Here is a 26,272-nt window from a genome sequence, read left to right as displayed (position 1 = left end):
CCAGGGTCCGGCGTTGCGCCGAACGGCGCAGCGCCGGACCCTGTCAAGCGGCGGATGCGGTGGTTCCGCTGACCGTATCCGGACAGGTTCGGCCCCGTTCGTTGTTTTCCGCCCCGCGGTGGCGGTAGACAGATCCCGGCTGGGTGAAACGTTTTGACAACGGCGGGAGACGTTCATGCGCCGGTCGGGATTCGCGGGTACGGCCCAGGTCTGGTTCGGCGCGCTGGCCGTGGCGCTCGTTGCCGCGACGGTGCCCGCACTCGCGTCCGCGGAGCCGGACACGGCCCACGGGCGGCCGCTGGCACCGACCGCCCTGCGTGCTGACGGACAGGCCTCCGACGTGCTCGTCGCCAGCCCGCACCCGACGTTCACGTGGACCGTGAACGACACCGGGCGAGCGGAAGCCCAGACGGCGTACCAGATCCGCGTCGACGGTGCGCGCAGCCACTGGGACTCCGGCCGGGTCGCTTCGGCCGATTCGATCGACGTCACCGGCCCGGCGCTGACGAGCGACCAGACCTACGAGTGGTCCGTGCGGACGTGGAACCGGGAGGGCGCGGAGTCCCCGTGGTCGGCGCCCTCCCGGTTCGACACCGGCCTGCTGAACCCGGCCGACTGGTCCGCCTGGTGGCTGCAGGCCGACTACGGCGCGCTCGTCCGCGGCAGCTTCGACGTCACCAAGCCGGTCGCCCGCGCTCGGCTGTACTTCGGGGCGCAGGGGATCGCCGAGCCGCACCTCGACGGCGCGCTGGTGGCGCCGGACCGCGTCCTCGACTCTTCGGTTACGGACTACGCCGTTCGCGTGCTCTACCGCGGCTTCGACGTCACGAGCCTGCTCAAGCCCGGACCCAACGCGCTCGCGTTCATGGCCGGGAAGGGCCAGTTCCCCGGCCGTCCGACGCTCGTGGCCCAGGTCGACGTCACCTACACCGACGGTTCGTCCGCGCGGTTCGGCACCGGCCCGGACTGGAAGACTCACGCGGGCCCCGTCACCGCCGACGACTTCTACAACGGCGAGGCCTACGACGCCCGTCAGGAAATCCCGGGCTGGGATTCGGCCGGCTTCGACGCCGGCACCTGGCCCGCGGCCCATGCCGTGGCCCCGGCTTCGCACCGGCAGAGTCTCGCGGCCGGCAGGCCGGTCACGGCCTCGGACACGACCACGTGCTGCGGCTGGTCGCCGTCGGCAGCCACGGACGGCATCGACGGTTCGTCCGACGCGTCGGAGGGCTTCCACTCGGCCATCGGACCGGTCGCGGACGCCACCAAGTGGGTGCAGGTCGACCTCGGCTCCTCGCAGCGGCTGGGTTCGGTGTCGCTGTTCCCCGCGCGCCCGGCGAACGACCCGGCGGGCGACCTCGTCGGCGCGGGATTCCCGGTGCGCTACCGGGTCCAGGTCAGCGACGACCCGGCCTTCGCCACCGCGACGACGGTCGCCGACCGGACCGGCGCGGACCAGGCCAACCCGGGCACCGCGCCGGTCACCCTGCCCGCCGACGTCACGGGCCGGTACGTGCGGATCACCGCGACGAAGCTGCCCTGTGCCGGCACCAGCTGCACCTTCCGGCTGGCGGAGATCGGCGTCTACGCGCCGCACCCGGCGGTGACCGACAGCGGCCTCACGCGACTGGAAGCGGACCCGTCCCCGCCCACCCGCGTGGTCGCGGACTTCGCCCCGGTCAAGGAAACCCGGCCGGCCCCAGGCGTGCGCGTCTACGACTTCGGTCAGAACCGCACGGGCCAGGCGACGCTGAAGGCCACCCAGCCCGCGGGCGCGACAGCAGTGCTGAGGAAGGGCGAGATCCTCGACCCGACCGGGCGGGTGTCCACCGCGAACATCAGCTTCAACGCCACCGACACGCAGCGCCAGACCGACCGCTACACTTTCCGCGGCGCCGGCGCCGAGACGTACCGGCCGCACTTCAACTACGCCGGGTTCCGCTACCTCGAGCTGACCGGCATCCCGGACGACGCGGTGCTCACCGTGACCGCGCAGGAGATCCACACCGATGTGCCGTCGACCGGTGCGTTCAGCACCTCCGACCCGGGGCTCGACAAGATCCAGGCCGCCGTCGCGCAGACCCAGCTGAACAACCTCGAGACCATGCCGATGGACTGCCCGACCCGGGAGAAACACGGCTGGCTCGGCGACGCGGGGGACTCGGACCAGGAGGCGACGGCCAACTTCGACCTCCAGTCGCTGTACGGCAAATGGCTCGGCGACATCGTCACGAGCCGTAACGCCGATGGCAGCCTGCCCTCGGTCGCGCCCACCGGCGGCCGCACGGACTGGCTCACCGACCCGGCGTGGGGCACCGCGTACCCGCAGATCGTCTGGGACTCCTACACCCAGTACGGCACCACCCGGCTGCTCGCCGCCCACTATCCGCAGGTGAAGTCCTGGGTCGACTACCTCGCCACGATCAGCGACGCCGACCACATCGTGGTCAACGCGCCCACCTCATGGGGCGACGACTGGCTGTCCACGGTCAGCACCCCGCACAGCTACTTCCAGACCGGCTTCTCCTACCTCGACACCACCCTGCTCGCGAAGATGGCCACGGCGCTGGGGAAAACCGCCGACGCCGCGCACTACACCGCGCTCGCCGGGCAGATCGCGGCAGGCTTCCTCAAGCGCTACTTCGCCCCGGACACCGGAGTCTTCGGCACCGGCACGCAGCTTTCGTACGCGCTGCCGTTGGTGTTCGGGCTGGTCCCGGCCGGCCGGGACCAGGCCACCGCGGACCGGCTCGTCGCCGACCTCGCCGCGCATCAGAACCACGTCACCACCGGGTTCGTCGGCACCACGCTGGTGTTCCAAGCCTTGGGCCGCTACCAGCGCGACGATGTCGCGCTCGCAGTCGCTCAGCGCACCGACTACCCGAGCTTCGGCTACATGGTAAACCAGGGCCCGGGCACGATCTGGGAGAAATGGGACAACTCCTCGGCGCCGGACGGGACCTCGTCGAAAGACCACATCGGACTCGGCGGCGCGATCGGGCAGTGGTTCTACCAGCAGCTGGGCGGAATCCAGCCGGGCTCGCCCGGCTACCGTGAGTTCACCCTCGCGCCCGCCGTGGCCGGCGACCTGACCCACGCGTCGGCGAAGCAGGAGACGGTGCGGGGCACGATCGTAAGCTCGTGGCAGCGGTACGGCAGCACGCTGACCTACCGCGCGACGATCCCCGTCGGGGCGACGGCGACCATCAAGCTGCCGCTGCTGGGCGGCAAGCAGTCCTCGGTACGAGAGGGTGGCCGCACGATCTACGGCCACCCCGCCCGGCCCGACCCCGGGCTCACCGTGGGCCCGGCCGACGACCAGACCCTGACCCTCACCGTGGGCTCGGGCGACTACGCCTTCACCGTCACCCCGCCACAGCCGACGTTCACCCAGCTCGCGCTGACCGCGGGCACCCCCGCCGCAATCACCTCGGGCAGCAGCGGCGACGTCTCCGTGGTCCTGGAGGGCCGCTCCACCGCGGCCGGTCAGGCGACGCTCGGTGCCCAGGTACCGGCCGGCTGGACCGTGACGGCGACGCCGGACCGGATCCCGTTGACCCCGGCCACTTCCCCGGCCTCGGCCACGGTCCGGATCACCGTGCCCGCCGGCACGAAGAGCGGTTTGTACCCGGTGACGGTCACGGCGAAGGCACCGGGTGGCGCGACCGGGAAGGTCACGGTGACCGTCCCGGTGTTCGGCAGCTGGGCGAGCGGCACCACGGCAGCCGCGTCGAGTGAGCACCCTCCCAACACCGTCGACGGCGCGACGCGGACGTACGTCGCGGCCAACGCAATCGACCATGACCTGGCGACCTTCTGGAACGACGACACCGACAACGCCTACCCGGACACGCTCACCGTCACGGCTCCCGCCGCGACCGCGTTGACCGGCATCGGTTTCGCGTCCCACCCCGATGGCGTGCCGACCGACTTCACCGTGCAGACCTGGGACGGCACGCAGTGGGCCGAACAGGCGCACGTGACCGGCAATGCGTCGGTGTACCGGCGGGTGCCGTTCGGCGCGCCGGTGACCACGAACCAGGTGCGGATCGTCGTTTCGGCCGCACAGAACAGTTATACGAGGATCGCGGAGGTGACGCCGTGACGCGGCGTGCAACAGCCCTGATTGCGGCCGTGCTCATTGCCGGCACCGTCGTCCCCGCCACCGCCGAGGCCGCCCCCCCGGCACCGGGCTCCGCCGGCTGCCCCTGGGTGGGCTCGACCGCGCCGATCGGCACCCGGATCGCGCAGGTGCTCGGGCAGATGACGCTCGACGAGAAGATCACCATGGTGCACGGGACCGCGGCCGCCGGCTACACCGGCCGCGTCGCGGGCAACGACCGGCTGTGCGTGCCGTCGCTGAAGATGGAGGACGGCCCGCTCGGGGTGAACCTCGGCGGCACCACGCAGCTGCCCGCCGCGTCCGCGGTCGCCGCGTCGTTCGACTCCTCGCTGGCCAAGACCTACGGGTCGGTGATCGGCGCCGAGGACAAGGCCAAGGGGGTCGACGTCGACCTCGGCCCGACCATCAACATCGTCCGGGACCCGCGCTGGGGCCGGGCGTTCGAGTCCTACAGCGAGGACCCGTACCTGGCTGGGCAGATGGGCGCCGCCGACATCGAGGGCGTGCAGTCCCAGGGCGTGATGGCGCAGGTGAAGCACTGGGCCGTCTACAACCAGGAGACCAGCCGCAACACCACCGCCGACAATGCCGTGATCGACGACCGCACCGTGCACGAGATCTACGCGAGCGCGTTCGGCACGGTGGTCGACCAGGCGAAGCCGTCCTCGGCGATGTGCTCCTACTCCTCGATCAACGGCACGTACGCGTGCGAGAACTCCTACCTCGACGCCATCCTCAAGCAGGACTTCGGCTTCGACGGCTTCGTCACCTCGGACTGGGGCGGCACGCACAGCGCGGCCGGCTCGGCCAACGCCGGGATGGACATGGAGATGCCCGGCCAGGACTTCTTCGGCACCGCGCTGAAGACCGCCGTCCAAAATGGACAGGTGCCGCAGTCCCGGCTGGACGACATGGTCGGCCGGATCCTGCGCGAGGAGTTCCGCTTCGGGCTGTTCGAGCACCCGTCGCCCGACACCCCGGGCGCGCCCGCGTCGACCCCGGCCCACCTCGACGTGGCGAAGAAGGCCGCCGAGGACGGCACGGTGCTGCTGAAGAACGACGGCGGCGTGCTGCCACTGGACCCGGCGAAGGTGCACTCCATCGCGGTGATCGGCGACGGCGCGGGCAAGAACACGCTCAGCTCCGGCGGCGGCAGCGCGCACATCGCGGGCACCGGCACCGTCACGCCGTTCGACGGGATCAAGGCGCGCGCCGGATCCGGCGTCACCGTGGACTACGCGCAGGGCAACCTCGGCCAGGGCAGCGCGCTCCCGGCGATCGAAAGCAACTACCTGACGCCGCCGTCCGGCACCGGCCACGGCCTGCAGGGCGACTACTACCCGAACACGGACTCGTCCGGTGCCCCCGCTGTCACGCGGACCGACCCGCAGGTCGACTTCACCTGGACCGGCACGACGCCCGCGCCCGGCCTGCCCGCGACGAACTTCTCCACCAAGTGGACCGGCACGCTCACCCCGCCCGCGACCGGCACGTACACCCTCGGGCTGACCAGTGACGACGGCAGCAGGCTGCTGGTCAACGGGCAGCAGGTGATCGACAACTGGGGCGACCACGCGGCGGCCACGAAAACCGCGCAGGTCCCGCTGACCGCGGGCCGGCCGGTGCAGGTCGAGGTCGACTACTACCAGGGCGGCGGCGACTCGACCGTCACGCTCGGCTGGCTTCCGCCGGGCCAGGACCTGCCCGGGCAGGCGGCCGCGCTGGCCGCGAAGTCGGACGTCGCGGTCGTCTACGCCAACGACTTCGAGTCCGAGGGCAGCGATCTGGCCGACATCAGCCTGCCGGCCGACCAGAACCAGCTGATCGACGCCGTCTCGGCGGCCAACCCGAACACCGTCGTCGTGCTCAACACCGGCTCCGCGGTGACGATGCCGTGGCTGTCGAAGGTCAAGGGCGTGTTCGAGGCGTGGTACCCGGGACAGGAATCGGGTAACGCCATCGCTTCGCTGCTCTTCGGCGACACCACGCCGTCGGGCAAACTGCCGGTCACGTTCCCGGCGTCGCTGGACCAGGTGCCCGCCTCGACGCCGCAGCAGTGGCCCGGCGTCGACGGCAAGGTCCAGTACTCGGAGGGGCTCGACGTCGGCTACCGCTGGTACGACCAGAAGCAGCTCGCCCCGCTCTACCCGTTCGGTTATGGCTTGTCCTACACCAGTTTCCGGTTCTCGAACCTGAAGGTGGACGGCACCACGATGGGCGAGAACGGGCACCTGAAGGTCGGCGCCGACGTCACCAACACCGGCGCGCGGGCGGGCTCGGAGGTGGCGCAGCTGTACCTGGGCGACCCCGCGGCCACCGGCGAGCCGGGCAGCCAGCTCAAGGGCTTCCAGAAGGTCGATCTCCAGCCGGGCCAGACGAAGCGGGTGCAGTTCGACCTCACCGCGCAGGACGCGTCGTACTGGAGCAGCGACGCGCACGCGTGGGAACTCGGCGCCGGCCAGTACACCGTCCGCGTCGGCGATTCCTCGCGGAACCTGCCGCTCTCCGGAGGCTTCCGCGTCGACCGGACGTCCGGGCCGCGGTTCACCAAGGTGGCCGCGCCGGCGATCGCGACCGGCGGCAAGACGTTCGCGGTGACCACCGCCTTCACCAACGGCGCGACCGAGCCGGTGCGCGACGCCGTGACGAGCCTTGCGCCGCCGAAGGGCTGGACCGCGACGCCGCGCACCACGGCGCACTTCCCAACCGTGCGATCAGGACAGACGGTGTCGACGACGTGGTCCGTGACCGCCGCGTCCGACGCCGCTCCCGGCCCGGCGAACTTCACGGCGACCACGCGGTACGCGGGCGGTTCGACCGGCCCCGGGCCGGCGACCGTGCAGGTGTCGTACCCGAGCCTGGCCGCCGCGTACACCGACGTCGGTGTGACCGACGACGCGGACCCGGCCTCGGGCAACCTCGACGGCGCCGGCTTCAGCTTTTCCGCGCAGGCACTCGCATCCGTCGGCGTGACCCCGGGCGGTCAGGTGCGGTCCGGCCCCGCGACGTTCACCTGGCCGGACGTTGCGGCGGGCCAGCCGGACACCGTCACGGCCGCCGGCCAGAGCATCGCCCAACCCGGCTCGGGCTCGGCGCTGTCCTTCCTCGCCGCCGGCACCAACGGCACCCAGAGCGGCCCGGTCACCGTGACGTACACCGATGGCACCACGTCCACCTCGACGCTGACCGTCGCGGACTGGTACGCCAACCAGGCCGTCGACGGCTGCGTGCTGGTGGCCACCACGCCGTACTGGAACCGGCCGGCGGGGAGTACGTACCCGCACGATCAGAAGGTGAGCCTGTACGCGGCATCGGTGCCGCTGACGGCGGGCAAGCCGGTCGCCTTCGTGACCTTGCCGGTGGCCAAGCAGCTGCACGTGTTCGCGACGGCGTTCAGCGGGGCCTGAGCACCGGCGCCGTCCGGCCGGGCTGTCCACTTCGTCCCCTTGCTGACCGCTTGGGGGCATCCGCGACCAATGGCCGTGGCAGCCGCGGGGTGGGAGAGTTTTAATCCGGTGGTACACCCCGAAAATCCCGCACCCGCGGGAGCCGCCGGAAGGAACAGAATGGCTGCTCAGCTCGGCAAGAACTCTCGTGCGCGCCGGACACTCGCGCTGACCGTGGGGGCCGCTGCCGCCCTGTCGCTGTGCGCTGCCGGGGCGCCGGCGACCGCGGCGCCGGTGGCCAAGCACCACCAGTTCAGCGCGGCGGCGTCGCTGCTGAGCGGGGCGAGGTCGCCGCAGGAGCGGGCGGCGCTGACCGATCGCGCGCTCGCCGCGGCGGGCAACAGCCTGCAGACCTCGTACGACACGAAACCGTTGTACGACCAGGGAATCGACGGCACCGGCACCACGCTGGCGACGGTCGTCTCGTACGGGGACAAGGACATCAAGTCCTACATAGACAGTTACTCGAAGTCGCACAACCTGCCCGCCGCGGACGTGCAGATCCTCGAGCCCGCGGGCAAGGTCCCGGCGTGCGGCGACCCCGGCACGCCCGCCGACTGCTCGAGCTGGGGCGGCGAGACCGACCTCGACGTGGCCATGTTCCACACACTGGCGCCGAAGGCGAAGATCCTGGTCGTCGCCACGCCGACCTCGGAGACCCAGGGCATCGACGGGTTCCCGGACATGATGACGGCCATCGACTACCTGGCCGACCACCACTCCGCGAACGTCATCTCGATGAGCCTCGGCACGCCGGAGGACGACTTCGACAGCTCCGCGCAGCTGCACGGCCTCGACGCGCACTTCAAGAAGGCGACCGACGCCGGCATCACGGTCACCGCGTCCACCGGCGACGACGGCTCGACCGGCACCAAGAAGGACAACTCGCCGTGGGGCAAGAAGGTCGTGAGCTTCCCGGCCGCGAACTCCTACGTCACGGCCGTCGGCGGCACGGTGCTGCACACCGATTCCACCGGCGCCCGTACCTCGCCTGACACTGTGTGGCCGCTCTCGGGCGGCGGCGTGTCGCACGAGTACCCCGCGCCGGACTGGCAGGCCGACGTGGACCAGACCATCAAGGCCACCGGGCGATCGCTGCCGGACATCTCGCTGCTCGGCACGTCGGGCACCTCGCAGTCCTCGCCGCTGTTCGCCGCGGTGGTCGCGCTCGCCTCACAGAAGGCGGGCAAGGGACTGGGCTTCATCAACCCGGCGCTGTACAAGATCGGCGCCGGCGCGACAGCGAACGGCATCGTCGACGTGACCTCGGGCAGCAATGCCACGGACGGCGTGGACGGCTACACGGCGGGCAAGGGCTTCGACATCGTGTCGGGCTGGGGCACCCTCGACGCGGCCAAGTTCGTCCCGGCGCTGGTGCAGCAGATCGGCTGAGCCACCGGGGTTTTCCGCGGGGCCGCCGGACTGGGCACGACCTGGTCCGGCGGCCCCGTTCTCGTCCGGCTGACCACGAACGGGTGACGGCGGACGAGCGGGGGCGGTACAGCGCAGGCACCATGATCACCGGACCTGCCAGTGCCGAGATCGGAGCCGGAATGCCTGAACTGCCGGGAAACGAGCGGAGCCGACGGTGGCGGACCGGGCTGCTGCTCGCGGCCGTCGCCGCGCTGCCGTGGGGGCTGATCACCGCGGGGACGGCGGCCGCCGCCGACTACTCGCAGGCCGCCGGGAACTACGCGGGCTCACAGATCGAGGCGCACGAGGGCGTGCACGGCGGACCGGACACCGCGCGCGCGGACGTGACCGGCGACCAGACCCTGGGCCACGACGTCAGCGGGCACACGGGCCCGGTCGACTGGGCGGCGGCCAGCGGCTCGGGCGCGCGGTTCACCTACGTCAAGGCCACCGAGGGCACCGGGTTCGTCAACCCGCAGTTCGGCGGGCAGTACAACGGCGCGCACGCTGCTGGGATCATCCGCGGCGCCTACCACTTCGCCCGCCCGGACGTCTCCACCGGCGCGCAGCAGGCCGAGTACTTCATCGCGAACGGCGGCGGGTGGAACGGCGACGGCAAGACGCTGCCGGGCGCGGTCGACCTCGAGTACAACCCGTACGGCGACTCCTGTTACGGCAAGAACCCGGCCGACATGACGAACTGGATCGCCGACTTCACCAGCACCTACCTCGCCAAGGAGAAACGCAGCGCGCTGATCTACACCAGCACCGCGTGGTGGAAGCTCTGCACCGGCAACACGAGCCGCTTCGGCAACACCGACCCGTTGTGGCTCGCCCGCTACGCGCCGCAGGTGGGGGAGCTGCCGGCCGGCTGGGACAAGCAGAGCATCTGGCAGTTCTCGCGCTCGGGCAGCCTGCCCGGCGACCAGAACTACTACAACGGGCCGATGGGCCGGGTCGAGGCGCTGGCCGCGGGCCCGTCCGCGGCCGCGGCCTGAGGAGACGTCCGACCGGCCGATTGACTCGGGCGCTGGGCTGGCTAAATTCACTTCATGCCGCGTAGCACCCGCTGGATCGTTGTGGTGGTCCTGCTTGTCCAGTTGGTGTGGTCTGCGCCCTTGTCGCTGGTGTTCGGCCGCGCGTACCTGATCACGCCCGAGCCGGTGCTGCTGGTGTTGACGGCCGGCTTCGGCTTGGTCGCGGTGGGGATCGTGGGCACGACGGCGACGTTGCTCGTGCGCTGGCGGGCCGCGGCCCGGACTCGCCGGCGGCTGCTGGACACCGGTTCGCGGGTGCCCGCCCTGCTGGTCGACGTGTCGTACACCGGGACCAGGGTGAACGGGCACGCGGTGCGGAAGCTGACCTTCGAGTCGCGGTCGGCCGGCACGCCGATCCGCGCGGTCGAGCGCACCACGGCGGCGCTGCCCGCGGGCACTCCCGCCACGATCGCGTACGACCTGGCCGACCCGGCGAAGGCAGTGGTGGCCGACGACCTGACCGCGCTGGCCGTCGACCTGGCCCGGCGCGCGGGCCGCAAGCGGCAGGCCTGGATCGACGAGATGTTCCGGCAGCAAGGGAAAACCTCGTCCAAGGGTGCGTCGGTGTTCACCACGACGACGGTGTCGGGGTCCGACGGTGTCGCGAGCGACCTCGCCTCCCACATCCACGAAGCCAGCGCCCACGGCCTGGACACCGCGCTGGACCAGCTGCGCGCGATGGTCCGCGACGGCCGTCTCACCCAGCAGCAGTTCGACGAGGCCGAGCGGCAGTTCTCCGGGTTGTTCGGCCGGTCCGGCCACTGACCGAGCCCGGTTCAGCAGGTCGCCGTGAGGAACTGCGTCTGGATCTGGACCACCTGCCCGCCCACAGGCAGTGCGAAGTGGCCGACCGCCGTCACCTCGTCGGGGTCCTCCACCGTCCAGCCGGTCTTGGCGAACAGCGCCAGCCAGGCGTCGCGGGCCTGGATCGTGTGCAGCGGTCCGCCGCCGCCGAACATCTCCTGATCCACAACGGAGACAACCCGATCGGAATCGAGACCCTCGGGGTGCACCTCGGCGGTGAGGGCCAGCGTGCTGCCTTCGGCGGCGCGGGCGGAAAGCCCCGCCAGGAGTGCGAGGACGTCGTCCGGTTCGAGGAACAGGGCGAGGTGTTCGGCGAGGAAGAGGGTCGGACGGGTGGCGTCGTGGCCCGCGCGGGCGAGCGCTTCGGCGACGTCGTCGGTCCGGAAGTCCAGCCCGACCGGGATGAGGTGCCTGGTGTCGGTGCCCGTCGCTGCGAGCCGGCGGACCTTGTCCGCGATGATGCCGGGCCGGTCGAGGTCGAAGAACGTCACCCCGGAGCGCCGGAACCGCAGCGCGCGGTCGTCGTAACCGGCACCGAGGTTGACCACCTGCGGGACCTGCGCCGCGATGGCGGCCAGCACGAGCCGGTCGAAGTACGGCGCGCGGGGCGCCAGCAGGCCGAGGGACAGGGAGATGTCACTGGGCTCGCCGCCCGGGTCCACCGCTCGCAGCCCCCGGACGAGCGCGCGGCCGGCGCCGGGATCGCCCTCGGCGGTGTGCGGCCGCTCGAACTCGACGCGGCCGAGGGCGCAGACCTCGCGGATCATCGTCAGCAGCGGGTTTTCCGTTGTCGTCACGGGGGGTCCTTCCGCGGATTCTGCTTGCCCGGGTCCGGCAAGCCGGCGGTGATCTTGCCGAGCAGCTGGTGGAAAGCAGCCCGCTCGGGCTTGGTGAGCGGGGCGAGGATCGATTCGTCCACCGCGGCCATCGCCTCGTCGCGCCCGGCGATGAGCTCGACCCCTGCGTCGGTCGCGAAGACGCGCTTGCTGCGTTCGTCGCCGTCCTCATAACGGCGTTCGACGAGGTCGTGGGCCTGGAGGCCGCGCAGGACACCGGAGACGTTGGCCGCGCTCGTCCGGGTCGCCTCGGCGATGTCGCGCTGGATGGCGCCGGGGTGCTCCGCGAGGTGACTCAGCACGAACGCCTGCTGCAGGCTGAGCCCGCGGGTGCGAATCCACTCCTGGCCCGCCTGCACCTGGGCCCAGTGGATGATCCTGAGCCGGTCGAGAGGCCCTTCGGCGTACTCCATACTGAGGACCTTAATCATTAATGACCTAACAGTCAATGCCTTGAACGCTAGACCGGCGGCAGCTCCAGGCCCACCGACGCCAGGATCCGGCCGACGATCTCGCGGGCCTCGTCGCGCCGGTACTCCGTGGTTTCCGGGCCGCCGAGCAGCTTTCCGGCCAGCTCGTCGAGCGGCCAGGTGATCAGGGTGCCGTGGCGGGCGAGCAGCAGGCCCGCGCGGCGGATGTCGTACAGGCCGCTGGTGTCGAGCCAGGCGTAGAGCAGGATCTGCCACAGCCAGCACGCGACGCGGTCGGGATCGCGGACGGTGGCGACCGTTTTGACGTCCACCAGGGTCGTGCCCCGCTCGTCGACGCCGGTTTCCGGGTCGATGGCGCCGAGCAGGATGTCGCCGTCGGCCCAGCCGGGCACGATGGTCGGGCCCGCGATGCCGAGCTGACGGCCTTCGGGCGGGTTCCCGGCGAGCGAGCGCAGCTCCCAGAGCGCGCCGCTTTCGTGCAGCCGCTGGGCGAGCTGCACCAGCTCGGCCACCTGGTCCTCGCCGGCCAGCCCCCGCAGGAGGTCGACGGTCGGGGCGCCGCCGTCGACCGCGCGGGCGAGGCGGGGGTCGATGCCGCCGGAGCGGTAGATGTCCTCACACGCCGAGAGCACCCAGTTCGTGCGCGCCAGCCCGGCTTCGGCGCCCGGCTGGGCGAGTGTGCCGGACGGCGCGTGCTCGGCGAGGTAGCCGCGCGAGCGTTCCAGCAGCTCGCCCAAGACTGCTTCGGTGTCGGGCACCTCGACGGCGGCCGGGAACGGGTCGCCGAGGTCGAGCCAGGTGGTCGCCGCGGGCCGGACGAACAGCGCCCGCGCGCGGTATTCCTCGGGCAGATCGCGATGGGTCGGGTAGGCGGCGGCCTGCCGGTGCGCCCAGTCACCGGTGGCCCACTGCGCGCCGACCAGGCCGAGCAGCGCGTAATACGGCGGCGCGGGCTGCACCAGGTCGGCCACCCGCTGCCCGAAGGCCCCGCCGATCTCCGCCCAATGCCGTCGCGGGACGTCGCGTCCGACGGGGCGGACCGGTTTGACATCCCGGACCGCCCGGGCGACCTCCGCCGCGACGGCCGGGGTGCCGGTGAAGACGCGCGCGCACCAGGAGGTGAGCGCGCTCGCGGGATCGGCCAGTTCCGAAGTCAGCGACACGAAGCGCAGTAGACCACGAGGCTCCGGTCTCGGGTGCGCTGTGGTGGCCGAAGCTGTTTTTACTATTACTTGAGGCGTTCGGGAAACACTTTCCGGGGAGTCTATCGCGTCACAATCCGACCGGTTCCGGTGCGTTTTTCACCGTTTCACCGCGAGATTACGGTCCTGGGTCCCCTTCGCGGGTGACCCCCGTATGAGCAATGACTTTGTGCGAGCTCGGGGTAACGTTCGATCATCACGTAAGGCCAGGGAAGGGGAGTTGAAATGAATGTTCGCAGTGTGCCGGCATTTCGGCGGTTCCTCCGCGGTGCCGTCGACATCGTGGCCGTGGTGGTGGTCGTCTGCGTCGTCGCGTGGGCGATGCTCTGGGCGGCATTCTCGTTCTAGCCGATTCCGGCCGAGGGGTGATGACGAGGTGGACCTGGTGGTGAAAAGCGTCGTGCGCCGCCCGCCGGACGCTGTTCTCCGGGCGCAGGATGACAACGCGTTGTTCGCGAGAGCCGCGACGGGTGACCTGGACTCGTTCGAAGTCCTGGTCACCCGTTACAGCGCGGCGGTGCTGTGGATCGTGCGCTCGCGCGTCGGCGACGGGGCCTTGGCCGACGACGTGGTGATCGCCGTGTTCTGCCAGGTGTGGCACGCGGGGCAGCGGGGCGCTGCCGGGGAGGGGTTCGTCCGGGTGCTGAGCAAGCCCGTCGGCGGCTGCCTGACCGGTCTCGACCGCCTCCGCCGCGGCCCTCGTTCAGTCCCCGGGGCCAAGGCGAAGCGGGCGTGAGGTCCGGTGGACGCGGTAGTCGGTCACCCGCGCCCCGTCCAGCCACATGACCGTGACACACGGCAGGGCCAGCTCGGCGCCGTCGGGAGCCGCCGTGCTGATGGTGAACCGGCAGAACAGCTGACCGCCGCCGGTGTCGGCGACCTGGTCGACGACGTGGCGCACCCAGGGCAGGGCCCCGGCAGCGCCGGCCGTGGCCGCGACGATCGCTTCGCGGCCGACCAGCGTCCCGCCATTGCCGAAGGTGTACGTGGCGTCGTCGGCAAACCAGGCGCCGAACGCTTCGGCGTCACCGGCGTCGACGGCCGCGCACATGGCGCGCACCATGTCTTCGTGATCCGTCATTTCTGCAGCGAAAGCCCGTAGCGGACCATTACTTCCGCCACCGGTTTCATGTCGCGCCCGGGTGGCAGCTCGGACAGCGCTCGGTGGCAGTTCTCCAGCCCGGCGGCGAAACCACGGCGATGACGCGCGCTTCCTCGTCGAACGGATTGCGGAACACGTGCGGCACGCCGCGAGGCATCAGCAGCGAATCGCTTTGGCCGAGCACGTGCCGGGTGCCGTCGAGTTCGACCTCGACCCGGCCCTGGACGCGGGTGAACAGCTCGTCCTCGCGGCTGTGGATGTGGGTCGGCGGGCCGCCGAGGTCCGGCGGCACCACGTACTCGAACAGGGAGTACGCGCCGTTGGTGTGGACCAGCTACGAGCCGGTGCCGGAGTGGATCACCGGCATGGGGATCGGCGCCACGTTCCCCGTCGCCTGAGGCGCTCCCCGACGAGAGTACCCCACTGTTATGAGAGTGGACTTGCATACATCAGACGTTGGGTCGTAGTCTCTCCATGCAAGTTCACTCTCATGAAGGAGCAGACGTGACGCGTATCGCGATCGTCGGGCCGGAAGCCGGCGAGATCACCCTGACCGGGCCGATCCGGTTGAGGATCCTCGAGGACGGCAGCACCACCGGCCATCGACTGGGGCTGGGGGAGATCGTCGTGGCCCCGCACGTGACCGGTCCGCCGCAGCACCGGCACGCCGCGCACGACGAAGGCTTCTACGTCGTGCGCGGCACGGTCCGGTTCACCGTGGGGGAGGACTCCTACGACGCCGCGCCCGGCAGCCTGGTCATGGTCCCGCCGGGGGCGCCGCACACCTTCGCCAACCCGGGTGACGAGCCGGCGGTCATGCTGAACACCTTCACCCCGGACCTGTATGTCCAGTATTTCCGGGACCTGCGGGACTTCGCGGCCAAGGCGGGGCGGCCGGCGAACGGCGAGGAGCTCGCCGAGATCATGGGGAACTACCAGACCGAGGCCGCGACCACCTACGCCGAAGACGATCCCGAAACGCCCTCCGAACCGGAGATCGAAGACCACCGGCTCGACGACGATCTGGTGGTCCGGGTCGAGAGCCACGGCAGTGGACGGCCGGTGCTGCTGGTCCACGGCGGCGCGGGCCCGGCGTCGGTCGCCGGGCTGGCCGCCGCGCTCGCCGCGCGCGGGGTCCGGGTGCTCACGCCGGTCGTCCCCGGGTTCGAAGGGACACCCGGTTCCGAGCAGGTGCGCGACGTCGCGGACATCGCCCGCGCGTTCCGCCGGCTCATCGAGGCACTCGACCTGCGTGACGTGCTCGTCGCCGGCAACTCGGTGGGCGGCTGGATCGCGGCGCGGATGGGGGTCGACGAGCAGGAAGCCCGTGACGCCGAGCCCGAAGGCGTTCGACGGGTCGGTGGGCTCGTGTTGCTGGACGCGGTCGGGATCACCGTCGACAGGCACCCGATCACCGACATTTCCGCGGAGCCGCCGGGCCGGCTGGCGGACCTGGTGTTCCACGACCCCGACCGTTTTCGGATGGACCCGGCCACCATGCCGCCCGGGCGGCTCGCCGCGATGAAGGACAACGCCGCGGCGCTGGACCGTTACGCCGGCAACCCGTACATGCACGACCCGCAGCTGCGGGCGCGGCTCGAATCCGTGCGGCTGCCGGTGCGGGTGGCCTGGGGCGAGAGCGACGGGATCGTTGATGTCGCCTACGGCCGGGCGTACGCGGCGTCGTTCGCGGGGGAGCACGACGAGGGCGCGAAGTTCACCGTCATCCGGGAGGCCGGTCACCAGCCGCAGCTCGAGCAGCCGGACCGCACCGCGGACGTGGTGCTCGGCCTCGACGTCACGAACTGAGGCGGGGACCATGTCCGTTCCTGTGCTCCAGCGGGAAACCGCAGCGCCGCCGATGAGCCCGAAGCGGCTCCGGGTCGCGTTCGGCGTCCTGCTGCTCTCGATGTTGCTCGCGATGCTCGACAACACCGTGGTCGGCACCGCGATGCCCACGATCGTCGCCGAACTCGGCGGCCTGAGCCACCTCGCGTGGGTCGTCACGGCCTACACACTCACCACCGCGGCTTCCACGCCGATCTGGGGCAAGCTCGGTGACCTCTACGGGCGCAAACGGGTCCACCTCAGCGCGCTGGTCCTGTTCACCGTCGCCTCCGTGGCCTGCGGATTCGCGCAGAACATGGCTCAGCTGATCGCTTTCCGGGCGGTTCAGGGGCTCGGCGGCGGCGGTCTCGCGGTCGGCGCGCTGTCGTTGATCGGGGTGCTCGTGCCGCCCCGTGAACGCGGGCGGTACCAGGGCATGACCGCCAGCGTGATGGCCGCCGGGCAGATCGGCGGGCCGTTGTTCGGCGGCGTGGTCACCTCGCTGCTGGGCTGGCGCTGGAACTTCTACCTGAACCTCCCGCTCGGCCTGGTGGTGATCGCCGCGACCGCGCTGGTCCTGGTGGTGCCACCGGTGCCGCACCGCGAGGTCCACCTCGACCTGCGCGGCGCGTTCCTGCTCACGGCCGCGGTGACCAGCCTGCTCCTGTTGACGACCACGATCGGCCAGGCCGGGCCCACGGGCCTGCTGGCCGTCGTCACTGTCGTCGCGCTGATCGCGTTCGTGCTGGTGGAGCGCCGCACTCGCGAGCCGATCCTGCCGCTGAGCCTGTTCGCCCGGCGCAACATCCTGGCGACGACGGCGATCATCTTCGTGGTCGGCGTCGTCAGCTTCGGCACCATCACCTTCGTCCCGCTGTTCCAGCAGAACGTGCAGGGCGCGACGGCGTCCGGCTCGGGCATCCTGCTGCTGCCCATGACCCTGGCCGTGGTGATCGCGTCCCAGGTGGCCGGCCGCCTGAGCAGCCGGACCGGCCGGTACCGGGTCTTCCCGATCGTGGGCACGCTCTGCCTGGCCATCGGGTGCGGTGTGCTCGCCACGCTGCACGCCGGCACCTCGGTGTGGATCACCAGCGGCGCGCTGGTGCTGATCGGCTTCGGGCTCGGCCTCAGCACGCAGATGATGACGCTGATCGCGCAGAACACCGTGGCCATCGGCGAAATCGGCGTGGCGACGGCGAACACCACCATGTTCCGCACCATCGGCGGCGCGCTCGGCACGTCGGTGTTCGGAGCGCTGCTGACGGCCGGCGGCACTGGCGACGCGCAGGGCGTCGTCACCGGGGTGTCGCGGATCTTCGTGGTCGCCGGTGTCCTGAGCCTGCTGGCCCTCGCGGCGGCGTGGGCGATTCGGGAAACCCCGCTTCGTACTTCGGAGCAGGGGTGATCCCGCGTCCCGGGTTGGTTCGTTCGGCGGATGCGATGTCCACCGGACAAGGTTCATCTTCGTAGTGATCGCTCACCGTTGATTCACTTCGCCGAATCCAGTGGGGTGCCTTGTGCCGCGACACGGTTCGCTCATCCGCTCGTGGGGTCACGGGATCCTGGCCACCGTTGTCGTGGCGGCCGCGACGTTCGTCGCCACCCCGGCCGCCCAGGCCGCGTCGAACGTGGTCACCGACGGGCACGCCCGGTTCGAGGTGCTGACCCCGACGCTGATCCGGCTGGAGTACGCCGGCGACGACCAGTTCCAGGACGGAGCCACCTTCACCGCGCTTACCCGGAACCTGCCGGTGCCCGCGTTCACCACGGACGTCGCGAACGGCGTGCGCGAGATCCACACCGTCGGGGTGACCGTGCGCTACCGGCAGGGCAGCGGCCCGTTCACCGCGGCCAACACCTCGGTCCAGCTCGCGGGCACGAACGTCACCGGGGCACCGGCTTTCCCGTCGTACTGCGCTTTCGGCACCGCCTGCCAGGCGGAGAACGGCCTGCTCGGCGGCACGGCCTCCACCGCGTACGACCATCAGGGCTATTCCGGCTCGGGTTTCCTCGCCGGGTTCACCTCCACCGGCTCGAGCCTGACCGAGCAGGTGTCGGCGATCCCGGCAACGGGCACCTACCAGCTGGCGGTGCGGTACGCCAACGCGGCCGGCGGTGACGGCCAGACCACAACCCGGACGCTGGCGACCACTGTGGACGGGGCGCCCGGACCCACGCTCACCTTGCCGCCCACCGGTTCCTGGGACACCTGGTCGACGGTCTCGGCCGCGATCAGCCTCGGCGCGGGCACCCACTCGGTGCGGATCGCGCAGGATCAAGGCGCCTCCGGCAACGTCAACCTCGACAGCGTCGCGGTGACCTCCACCGGCGCGGCCTTCCCCGGCGCGGACGAGACGCTGCTGAGCACCGGGTACGGCGCGGGACCGAAGAACGTGCTGGGCGGCTGGGACCGATCGCTGGACAATCCCGAGGCCGTGCCCACGCCGGAGCACCCGGGCATCCTGGACCGCGACGGCTGGTACCTGCTCGACGACACCCGGACCGCGCTGCTGAACGCCGACCGGTCGATCACCGACCGCCCGGCCCACGGCGCCCAGCCGTATCAGGACGGTTACCTGTTCGGCTACGGCCAGGACTACAAGCAGGGCCTCGCCGACCTCAACGCGCTCAGCGGCGGCGCCGACCTGCTTCCCCAGTCCGCGTACGGGGTCTGGTACTCCCGGTACTTCGCCTACACCACCGCCGATTACCAGAACACCCTGCTGCCGGCGTTCCGCTCCACCTTCACGCCGATCGACTGGCTCGTGGTCGACACGGACTGGAAGTCGCCGTCGCAGTGGAACGGCTGGAACTGGAACCCCGCGCTGTTCCCCGACCCGCAGGCCTTCCTGGACTGGACCAAGCTGCAGGGCCTTTCGGTGTCCTTGAACATCCACCCGTCCATCGCGGGCGACGACCAGAAGTTCGCCGCCGCCAACGCCCAGGCCGGCGGGCTGCTGGACAACGGCGGGAACACCTACAGCTGGGACTGGACCAATCCCGCGCACCTCAAGTCGTACCTCGGTGTGCAGGATTCCTTTGAGCAGCAAGGGGTTCGTGAGTGGTGGCTGGACTACTGCACGGGTTGCGGCGCGTCGCGGGCCGGTGATCCCCACGTCGGGGCGGACAACTTCATCAACCAGGCGTACGCCGACGACGCCAGGGCGCGCGGCCTGCGCGGGTTCTCCTTCGCCCGGGCCGGCGGCGCCGAGCAGGGCGGCATCCACAGCTCGTACCCCAGCGGCCCGTGGTCGGAACGGCGCAACACCGTGCAGTTCACCGGGGACACGCCGGCCACCTGGGACATGCTCGCGTTCGAGGCGCGGTTCACCCCGGACGAGGGTGCGGCCGGGCTGGTCAACGTCAGCCACGACATCGGCAGCTTCCACGGCGGCCACCTGCCCGACGACCTGTACGCGCGCTGGGTGCAGCTGGGCACGTTCCAGCCGGTCGACCGCCTGCACTCCGACCACGGCGACCGGCTGCCGTGGAACTACAACGGCGACGCCGCGGCGAGCGCCGAGCGATTCCTGCGGCTGCGCGAATCGCTGGTGCCCTACACCTACACGCTGGCCCGGCAGGCGAATGCCACCGGAGTCCCGATCACCCAGCCGCTCTACCTTGACTACCCGGCGCAGAACGACGCCTACACCCACCCGCAGGAATACCTGTACGGCGGCAACGTCCTGGTCGCGCCGATCACGTCCGCCGGCGGCTCGGTGAGCGCCTGGATCCCGCCGGGCACCTGGACCGACTACTTCACCGGCACGACTTACACCGGCCCCTCGACCACGACGATCACGGCGCCGTTGACCAGCATGCCGGTGCTGGTGAAGTCCGGCGGAATCCTGCCGACCCGCACCGACTACACGCAGAACCAGCAGCAGCCGCTGACCCAGCTCACGCTCTCCGTCTCGGCGGGCGCCAACGGGAACTTCTCGCTGTACCAGGATTCCGGCGAAGGCACGGGCCCATCCGCCACCACACCGGTCACTTGGAACGACGCCGGCCGGGCACTCACCGTCGGGGCCACGGCCGGCACCTATCCGGGCGCCGCGACCGCCCGCGCGTACACCTTGCGGCTGAGCAATACCGTTGCGCCGACGGCGGTTTCGGTGGACGGCACTCAGCTGCCGGAGACGGCGTGGGCCTACAACGCCGACTCCCGCACGGTCACCGTCAACACGGCGAGCCTGCCGGTCGGCAGCGCGCACACCGTGACCCTGACGGGCAGCGCGGCGGGCAACCCGCCGTCGGGTGAAGTCCTGGGCTCGGGCGGCGAATGCTTGGCCGTGCGCGGCGGGACCTCCGCGGACAACCAGCCGATCGAGCTGCAGGCCTGTGACCATTCCGCGGGCCAGCTCGTCACCCCGCCGGCCGCCGGTGCGGTCAAGATGCTCGGGAAGTGCCTGGACGCGGCCAACGGCGGCACTGCCGCCGGCACCCCGGTCCAGCTCTACACCTGCAACACCACCGGTTCGCAGTCCTGGAAACTCCGGGCGAACGGCACGCTGGTGAACCCGCAGTCCGGCCGCTGCCTGAACGTTCCCGCCGGTGGCACGGCCCAGCTCGCCGACTGCTCGACCGCGGCCACCCAGGTCTGGCGGTTCCCGCCGGCGCAGATCAGCGGCCCGGGCGGGCAGTGCGCGGATGTCGCCGACGCGGACCCGGCGTCGGCCACCGCGGTGCAGCTCTACCGGTGCAACACCAGTGACGCCCAACGCTGGTCCGCGCCCGGCGACGGCACTCTGCGGGCGCTGGGCAAATGCCTGGACGTGAACAACGGACTCACCGCCGACAACACCCCGGTGCAGCTCTGGGACTGCAACACCTCCGGCGCGCAGACCTGGGTCACGCAGGCGGACGGCTCACTGCTCAACCCCCAGTCCGGCCGCTGCCTCGACGATCCGAACAACGCCGGTACCGCGGGCGACCGGCTGCAGATCCACGACTGCAACCAGACCGCGGCTCAGCAGTTCCACCTGGGCAAGGACTCGTGAGTGGCTATGACGGTTAGAACCGTCCTAAACACTCACGAGCCCTTCGATGACGACTTTGCCATGCACGCGTCGGCTGGCCTGAAGCTCGGCCGCAGGGCGGATCTGCTCGATCGGGAAGCTCGCCGCGATCGGCACCCGCAGACGGCCCGACGCGACCAAGCCGGCGATCTCCTCCAGGGCGCCGAGCGGGGCGCTCGCGCCGTTGGCCGCCGCCACTCCGTCTATTTGCGTGGCGATAGTGCAGATGCGGGCGTCCGGAATGCCGAGTTCCCTTGCGGCGTGCACTGTCTCGGTCCCGTGCAGGTCGGCGGCGGCGGTGACCCCGCCGAGGGCCCGGACCCGGTCGGCCAGGCCGTCGCCGTAGGCAACCGGCTCGGCCCCGAGATCGCGCAGGAAATCGGCCGATGCCGGTGATCCCGTGCCGATCACGCGTGCTCCGGCGAGCCGGGCCAGCTGGACCGCGAACACCCCGACCCCGCCCGCCGCTCCGCCGAGCAGCACCGTGTCGTCCGGGCCGGGGTTGATCACGGCGAGGGCGGCGGCCGCGGTGCGGCCCGCGATCGAGAGGGTGGCGGCGGTGCGGTCGTCGACGCCGTCGGGAGTTCGGTGCGCCTCGTTCGCCGCGGTGCTCCCGGCGGCGTCCACCACCACGAAGTCGGCGACCGCACGGGACAGGGCGCCGCCGAACACCCGGTCGCCGGGGGCGAACCCAGTCACTCCGGCGCCGACCTGGTCGACCACTCCCGCGTAGTCGGTGCCGAACCCGGCCGGCAGGCTCAGGCCGAAGCGGGCCGCGGTGTCCGCGTCGGCGGTCATGATCCAGTCCATCGGGTTCAGCCCGGCGGCGGTGACCCGCACGCGGAGCTGCCCCGGGCCGGCCTGCGGCGCGGGTACCTCGCGGACGTCCAGGACTTCGGGGCCGCCGAAGGAATCCAGCCGGACCGCCCTGCTCCGGCCCGTCGCCGGGGGATGACTCTGGTGCTGCATGGACGCCTGTCTCCTTGACCTGGGGGAACACGAAACGGACTATGCTCCGTCTCCATGGCCGACGATAACACAACCGGAGCGTGATCCGTTTTGACTGAGGCGGAGCAGCGCGCGCCACGGGCGGACGCGACCCGCAATCGCGACCAGTTGCTCGCGGTGGCGACCCGCATGTTCGTGTCGGCGGACGCCGAGCCGTCGCTGCGCGCGATCGCCCGCGAGGCCGGAGTCGGCATCGCCACGCTCTACCGGCACTTCCCGACGCGCGAGTCGCTGGTCGACGCGGTCTACCGGGATCAGGTCGCCCGGTTGACGACCGGCGCCCGCGAACTGCTCGGCGAACTGCCCCCGGCCGGGGCGATGCGGCGCTGGATGGACCTGTTCGGCGACTGGATCGCCACCAAGAACGGCATGCTCGACACGCTGCTCGCGATGATCGAGTCGGGCGAGATCGCCCATGCCGAGACCCGGACCGAGCTGCTGGCCGCCATCACCACGATCCTCGACGCCGGCGACGCGGCGGGCGACCTCCGCTCCGACGTCCCCGCCGACGACATCGCCTCCGCCCTCATCGGCATCTTCACTGTGGCCCCCCGGCCCGGACATGAAGCCAAAGCCGGCCGCCTGCTGAACCTCCTGATGGACAGCCTCCGGCGCGCCTGAGCGTTTTCCGAGCCAAGCTGAACCCATCGCGCCTGCTCCCACCGGGGGAGGCGCGATGGGTTTCGCCGTCCGGCCGGGCGCTGGGCGTTGCGGAACCGGGCCCGTCCGCTATACCGTCGAACAGAACTAGAACAGGTTACAGTATCGGCGGCGGTGGACCGAGGAGCGAACATGGCGAAGAGGCCGGTGCGCGGCGACCAGGCGGACTATGTGGTCGTCGGGTCGGGCAGCTCGGGCGCGGCGATCGCGGGACGTCTGGCTGAGGCCGGGGCCAGCGTAATCGTGCTCGAAGCCGGGAAGAGCGATGAGCAGCTGCTGGTCCGGAAGCCGGGCATGTCGGCCCCGATGCACGCGGTGCCCCAGCTCAAGCGGACGGTCGACTGGGGCTACTACTCGGTGCCACAGAAACACGTTCTCGATCGGCGGTTGCCGGTGCCGCGGGGCAAGGTTGTCGGCGGGTCCAGTTCGGTGAACGGGATGGTCTATGTCCGCGGGAACCGCGCGAACTACGACTCGTGGGCGGCCGAGGGCAACTCGGGTTGGGACGCCGACAGCGTCAACGCCGCGTACAAGCGCATGGAGGACTTCGAAGACGGCGAAAACGCCTTCCGCGGCAAGGGCGGGCCGATCCGGATCACCCGCGCGAAGACCCCGCAGGAAGGCTCCCTGCAGTTCCTCGAAGCCACCGCCGACACGATCGGCTGCAAGATCCTCGACGACTACAACGCCGAGTCCCAAGAGGGCGTTAGCCGGATGCAGCAGAACGCCGCCGACGGCCTGCGGTACAGCGCCTCGCGCGGCTACGTGCACCACCTCGCACCGCGGACGCTCGAACTGCAAACCCGCGTGCTGGCCAAAAAAGTGGTCATCGAGAACGGCCGCGCGACCGGCGTCGAGGTCGTCGACGCGAGTGGTGGCACGCGAATCGTCCGCGCCGCCAAGGAAGTCATCGTCTCCGCCGGATTCGTCGGGTCCCCGCAGCTGCTGATGCTGTCGGGCATCGGCCGCGCCGAGCACCTCAAGGAACACGGCATCGACGTGGTCGCGGACCTGCCGGTCGGCGACAACCTGCACGACCACATGTTCCACGCGCTGACGTTCCACGTCTCGTCCAGCCGGAACAAGGGCACCGCCCCGTACTTCGCGCGCGGCCTGGCGAAGGAGCTGATCCGGCCCGGCAGCACGTTCATGGCGAATTCGGTCTTCGAAGCCGTCGCGTTCCTGCGGACCTCCCAGGCGAACGCGGTTCCGGACCTCCAGCTGCACGTCCTGCCGTGGGCGTACGTCTCGCCCAACCAGGACGCGCCGATCCGCCACGCCGTCGACAAGCGCCCGGCGCTGACGGTGATGGCGACGCTGATCTATCCGAAGAGCCGCGGCACGGTGCGGCTCGCCTCGGCCGACCCGACGGCGGCGCCGCTGATCGACTTCCAGTACCTGTCCGACCCGGCCGACCTCGAGGTGCTCGGCGAGGGTTCGGAAATGGTGCGCGAAATCTTCGCGTCGAAGGCGTTCAAGGGCGCGGTCAAGGAGGAGATCCACCCGGGCACCGGGCTGCGGGGCCAGGAGCTGCGCGACGCGATCCTGAACCGGGCGACGTCGGTATACCACGGCGTCGGCACCTGCCGGATGGGCGTGGACGAGCTGGCGGTGGTCGATCCCGCGCTCAAGGTCCGCGGGGTCGAGGGCCTGCGGGTCTGCGACGCCTCGATCATGCCGTCGATCACCGGTGGCAACACCAACGCCCCCGCCATCATGATCGGCGAGGCGGGCGCGCAGCTCGTCCTCGCGGGGAAGTGAGCCGGCCATGACCGTGACCCCGCTAGGGCTGACCCGCCCGGCCTCGGCCACCGACGCGTTCCTGCGGCAGCTCGTCACCCGGGTGCCCGGCTCGTCCGGCGCGACCTGGCCGCTCACCGAGGTCTACACCGGCGACGTGCTGGTCGAGCTGCCGCAGTCGACCCCGGACGACATCAAGCAGGCGTTCACCGTCGCGCGGGAGGCGCAACGGAAGTGGGCCGCCACCCCGGTCAAGGAGCGGCTGGCCGTGTTCAAGCGGGCGCACGCGCTGTTCGTGGACAACGCGCGGACCGTCGCCGATCTCATCCAGGTCGAGAGCGGCAAGAACCGGCGGATGGCGATCGAGGAGAGCTGCGATCCGCCGATGGTGATGAGCCACTACCTGCGCCGCGCCGCCAAACTGCTGGCGCCGGTGAAGCGCGGCGGGCCGGTGCCGCTGCTGACGACCTCGACCGAGATCCGGCAGCCCAAGGGGGTCGTCGGCATCATCGCGCCGTGGAACTTCCCGTTCGCCACCGGCATTTCCGACGCCGTGCCGGCACTGATGGCGGGCAACGCGGTGGTGCTGAAGCCGGACAACAAGACCGCGCTCTCGCCGTTGTACGGCATCCGGATGCTGGAGGAGGCCGGCCTGCCCGAAGGCCTGTTCCAGGTGGTCTGCGGCGAGGGCCCGGACGTCGGGCCGACACTGATCGACCACGCCGACTACGTGATGTTCACCGGCTCCACGGCCACCGGGAAGGTGATCGGCGAGCAGGCCGGGCGGAACCTGATCGGCTGCTGCCTGGAGCTCGGCGGCAAGAACCCGATGATCGTGCTGGAGGACGCGAACCTGGCCGAGGCCGTGTCCGGCGCCGTCTTCGGGGCGTTCGGCAACACCGGGCAGATCTGCATGCACGTGGAGCGGATCTACCTGCCGGAGTCCCGTTACGACGAGTTCAAGGACGCGTACGTGGCCAAGGCCCGCGCGCTCGACGTCCGGGCCGCGTACGATTTCGGCCCGGAGATGGGCTCGCTGGTCTCGCCTGACCATCTGCGCCGCGTCCAGTCGCATGTGGACGATGCGGTGGCCAAGGGCGCCACCGTACTGTGCGGCGGAAAGCCGCGGCCGGACCTGGGCCCGGCGTTCTTCGAGCCGACGATCCTCGAGGGCGTCACGAAGGACATGCTCTGCGGCGTCACCGAAACCTTCGGCCCGGTGGTGGCGCTGTACAAGTACGGCACGGTCGACGAGGCCGTCGCACTGGCCAACGACACCGACTACGGCCTCAACGCCTCGGTCTGGGGCGGGGATGTCGCCGCCGCGCGCGCCGTGGCCGCCCGCATCGAGTCCGGCAACGTGAACATCAACGACATCCTCGCCACCGCGTACGCCGCGAAGGGAACCCCGTCCGGCGGCGTGAAGAACTCCGGCGTCGGCGCCCGCCACGGCGATCAGGGCCTGCTCAAGTACACCGACGTGAAAAACATGGCGGTGCTCAAGAAGCAGGTGATGAGCCCCCGTCCCGGGCAGGCTTACGAGAAGTACGTCGAAGGCATGCTCTCGGCCCTGAAGATGATGCGCCGGTTACGCATCCGGTAGCCGACGCATCAGGATCATCAGG

General features: G+C 70.9%; 19 protein-coding genes. 13 read left to right on the top strand and 6 right to left on the bottom strand.

What is annotated here, in order from left to right; all coding sequences use genetic code 11:
* Positions 1–175 precede the first annotated feature (175 nt).
* The 5 genes from OG371_RS39990 to OG371_RS39970 all read left to right on the top strand — a co-directional run bounded on the left by OG371_RS39990 (position 176) and on the right by OG371_RS39970 (position 10,784).
* Positions 176–4,105 carry a family 78 glycoside hydrolase catalytic domain gene (locus tag OG371_RS39990; protein WP_329061694.1) on the top strand — a complete coding sequence of 1,310 codons (3,930 nt, stop codon included), beginning with the start codon at positions 176–178 and terminating at the stop codon, positions 4,103–4,105.
* Positions 4,102–7,530, top strand: coding sequence for a glycoside hydrolase family 3 C-terminal domain-containing protein (locus OG371_RS39985; protein WP_329061693.1), 3,429 nt, complete (start codon positions 4,102–4,104; stop codon positions 7,528–7,530). The genes OG371_RS39990 and OG371_RS39985 overlap by 4 nt, the downstream gene beginning before the upstream one ends.
* Before the next feature lie 159 nt (positions 7,531–7,689).
* Positions 7,690–8,961: a S53 family peptidase gene (locus OG371_RS39980; protein WP_329061691.1), complete on the top strand. Its 1,272-nt coding sequence runs from the start codon at positions 7,690–7,692 to the stop codon at positions 8,959–8,961.
* 161 nt (positions 8,962–9,122) lie between these two features.
* A complete protein-coding gene (locus OG371_RS39975) occupies positions 9,123–9,980 on the top strand; it encodes a GH25 family lysozyme (RefSeq protein WP_329061689.1) in 858 nt (285 codons plus the stop codon).
* Positions 9,981–10,034: 54 nt separating this feature from the next.
* Positions 10,035–10,784 (top strand): DUF3592 domain-containing protein, encoded by a 750-nt coding sequence (locus OG371_RS39970; protein WP_329061687.1) that lies wholly within the window; start codon positions 10,035–10,037, stop codon positions 10,782–10,784.
* Between the two features lie 11 nt (positions 10,785–10,795).
* Here OG371_RS39970 and OG371_RS39965 read toward each other — a convergent pair whose 3' ends face one another.
* Genes OG371_RS39965 through OG371_RS39955 form a run of 3 tightly spaced genes read right to left on the bottom strand, consistent with a single transcriptional unit; the run spans position 10,796 to position 13,253 of the window.
* Positions 10,796–11,620, bottom strand: a complete 825-nt coding sequence (locus tag OG371_RS39965; RefSeq protein WP_329061685.1) for a class I SAM-dependent methyltransferase — start codon at positions 11,618–11,620, stop codon at positions 10,796–10,798.
* On the bottom strand, positions 11,617–12,072 hold the full coding sequence (locus OG371_RS39960; protein ID WP_329061683.1) for a MarR family winged helix-turn-helix transcriptional regulator: 456 nt from the start codon (positions 12,070–12,072) through the stop codon (positions 11,617–11,619). The genes OG371_RS39965 and OG371_RS39960 overlap by 4 nt, the downstream gene beginning before the upstream one ends.
* A 47-nt stretch (positions 12,073–12,119) precedes the next feature.
* A complete protein-coding gene (locus OG371_RS39955; RefSeq protein WP_329061681.1) occupies positions 12,120–13,253 on the bottom strand; it encodes a hypothetical protein in 1,134 nt (377 codons plus the stop codon).
* Between the two features lie 264 nt (positions 13,254–13,517).
* Here OG371_RS39955 and OG371_RS39950 point away from each other — a divergent pair, with 264 nt between their 5' ends.
* Positions 13,518–13,640, top strand: coding sequence for a hypothetical protein (locus OG371_RS39950; protein WP_329061679.1), 123 nt, complete (start codon positions 13,518–13,520; stop codon positions 13,638–13,640).
* A gap of 37 nt (positions 13,641–13,677) precedes the next feature.
* Complete coding sequence (locus tag OG371_RS39945; RefSeq protein WP_329061677.1) at positions 13,678–14,028, top strand: RNA polymerase sigma factor; 351 nt, start codon at positions 13,678–13,680, stop codon at positions 14,026–14,028.
* Here OG371_RS39945 and OG371_RS39940 read toward each other — a convergent pair.
* Together OG371_RS39940 and OG371_RS39935 are read right to left on the bottom strand one after the other, a co-directional pair.
* Positions 13,996–14,373 (bottom strand): nuclear transport factor 2 family protein, encoded by a 378-nt coding sequence (locus tag OG371_RS39940; protein WP_329061674.1) that lies wholly within the window; start codon positions 14,371–14,373, stop codon positions 13,996–13,998. The genes OG371_RS39945 and OG371_RS39940 overlap by 33 nt on opposite strands.
* 46 nt (positions 14,374–14,419) lie before the next feature.
* Complete coding sequence (locus tag OG371_RS39935; protein WP_329061672.1) at positions 14,420–14,689, bottom strand: cupin domain-containing protein; 270 nt, start codon at positions 14,687–14,689, stop codon at positions 14,420–14,422.
* A gap of 209 nt (positions 14,690–14,898) precedes the next feature.
* Here OG371_RS39935 and OG371_RS39930 point away from each other — a divergent pair, with 209 nt between their 5' ends.
* The 3 genes from OG371_RS39930 (at position 14,899) to OG371_RS39920 (ending at position 21,221) form a co-directional block, all read left to right on the top strand.
* A complete protein-coding gene (locus tag OG371_RS39930; protein WP_329061670.1) occupies positions 14,899–16,203 on the top strand; it encodes an alpha/beta fold hydrolase in 1,305 nt (434 codons plus the stop codon).
* A gap of 10 nt (positions 16,204–16,213) precedes the next feature.
* Positions 16,214–17,626 carry an MDR family MFS transporter gene (locus OG371_RS39925; protein WP_329061668.1) on the top strand — a complete coding sequence of 471 codons (1,413 nt, stop codon included), beginning with the start codon at positions 16,214–16,216 and terminating at the stop codon, positions 17,624–17,626.
* Between the two features lie 112 nt (positions 17,627–17,738).
* Entirely contained in the window at positions 17,739–21,221 is a 3,483-nt protein-coding gene (locus OG371_RS39920) for a ricin-type beta-trefoil lectin domain protein (RefSeq protein WP_329061666.1), read from the top strand.
* 24 nt (positions 21,222–21,245) lie between these two features.
* On the opposite strand, the gene OG371_RS39915 is transcribed toward OG371_RS39920, so the two are convergent.
* Positions 21,246–22,208, bottom strand: a complete 963-nt coding sequence (locus OG371_RS39915) for an NADP-dependent oxidoreductase (RefSeq protein ID WP_329061664.1) — start codon at positions 22,206–22,208, stop codon at positions 21,246–21,248.
* Positions 22,209–22,298: 90 nt separating this feature from the next.
* Between OG371_RS39915 and OG371_RS39910 the strand changes: the two genes are divergently transcribed.
* From OG371_RS39910 to OG371_RS39900, 3 genes are all read left to right on the top strand, one after another.
* Positions 22,299–22,868, top strand: coding sequence for a TetR/AcrR family transcriptional regulator (locus OG371_RS39910; protein WP_329061661.1), 570 nt, complete (start codon positions 22,299–22,301; stop codon positions 22,866–22,868).
* 171 nt (positions 22,869–23,039) lie between these two features.
* Positions 23,040–24,668 carry a GMC family oxidoreductase gene (locus tag OG371_RS39905; RefSeq protein WP_329061659.1) on the top strand — a complete coding sequence of 543 codons (1,629 nt, stop codon included), beginning with the start codon at positions 23,040–23,042 and terminating at the stop codon, positions 24,666–24,668.
* A 7-nt stretch (positions 24,669–24,675) separates the two neighbouring features.
* Positions 24,676–26,250, top strand: coding sequence for a succinic semialdehyde dehydrogenase (locus OG371_RS39900; RefSeq protein ID WP_329061657.1), 1,575 nt, complete (start codon positions 24,676–24,678; stop codon positions 26,248–26,250).
* Positions 26,251–26,272 lie beyond the last annotated feature (22 nt).

It is taken from the genome of Amycolatopsis sp. NBC_01480 (assembly GCF_036227205.1).
Lineage (GTDB): Bacteria > Actinomycetota > Actinomycetes > Mycobacteriales > Pseudonocardiaceae > Amycolatopsis.
Note: the sequence above shows the minus strand (reverse complement) of the source record. Positions and strands in the feature narration are given on the sequence as shown.

What these genes read in the sequence shown, in the direction of transcription:
- OG371_RS39960 (WP_329061683.1), bottom strand. Translation starts at nt 12,072, where the DNA reads ATGGAGTACGCCGAAGGGCCTCTCGACCGGCTCAGGATCATCCACTGG.
- OG371_RS39925 (WP_329061668.1), top strand. Translation starts at nt 16,214, where the DNA reads ATGTCCGTTCCTGTGCTCCAGCGGGAAACCGCAGCGCCGCCGATGAGC.
- OG371_RS39900 (WP_329061657.1), top strand. Translation starts at nt 24,676, where the DNA reads ATGACCGTGACCCCGCTAGGGCTGACCCGCCCGGCCTCGGCCACCGAC.
- OG371_RS39905 (WP_329061659.1), top strand. Translation starts at nt 23,040, where the DNA reads ATGGCGAAGAGGCCGGTGCGCGGCGACCAGGCGGACTATGTGGTCGTC.
- OG371_RS39990 (WP_329061694.1), top strand. Translation starts at nt 176, where the DNA reads ATGCGCCGGTCGGGATTCGCGGGTACGGCCCAGGTCTGGTTCGGCGCG.
- OG371_RS39915 (WP_329061664.1), bottom strand. Translation starts at nt 22,208, where the DNA reads ATGCAGCACCAGAGTCATCCCCCGGCGACGGGCCGGAGCAGGGCGGTC.
- OG371_RS39940 (WP_329061674.1), bottom strand. Translation starts at nt 14,373, where the DNA reads ATGACGGATCACGAAGACATGGTGCGCGCCATGTGCGCGGCCGTCGAC.
- OG371_RS39980 (WP_329061691.1), top strand. Translation starts at nt 7,690, where the DNA reads ATGGCTGCTCAGCTCGGCAAGAACTCTCGTGCGCGCCGGACACTCGCG.
- OG371_RS39970 (WP_329061687.1), top strand. Translation starts at nt 10,035, where the DNA reads ATGCCGCGTAGCACCCGCTGGATCGTTGTGGTGGTCCTGCTTGTCCAG.
- OG371_RS39975 (WP_329061689.1), top strand. Translation starts at nt 9,123, where the DNA reads ATGCCTGAACTGCCGGGAAACGAGCGGAGCCGACGGTGGCGGACCGGG.
- OG371_RS39950 (WP_329061679.1), top strand. Translation starts at nt 13,518, where the DNA reads ATGAATGTTCGCAGTGTGCCGGCATTTCGGCGGTTCCTCCGCGGTGCC.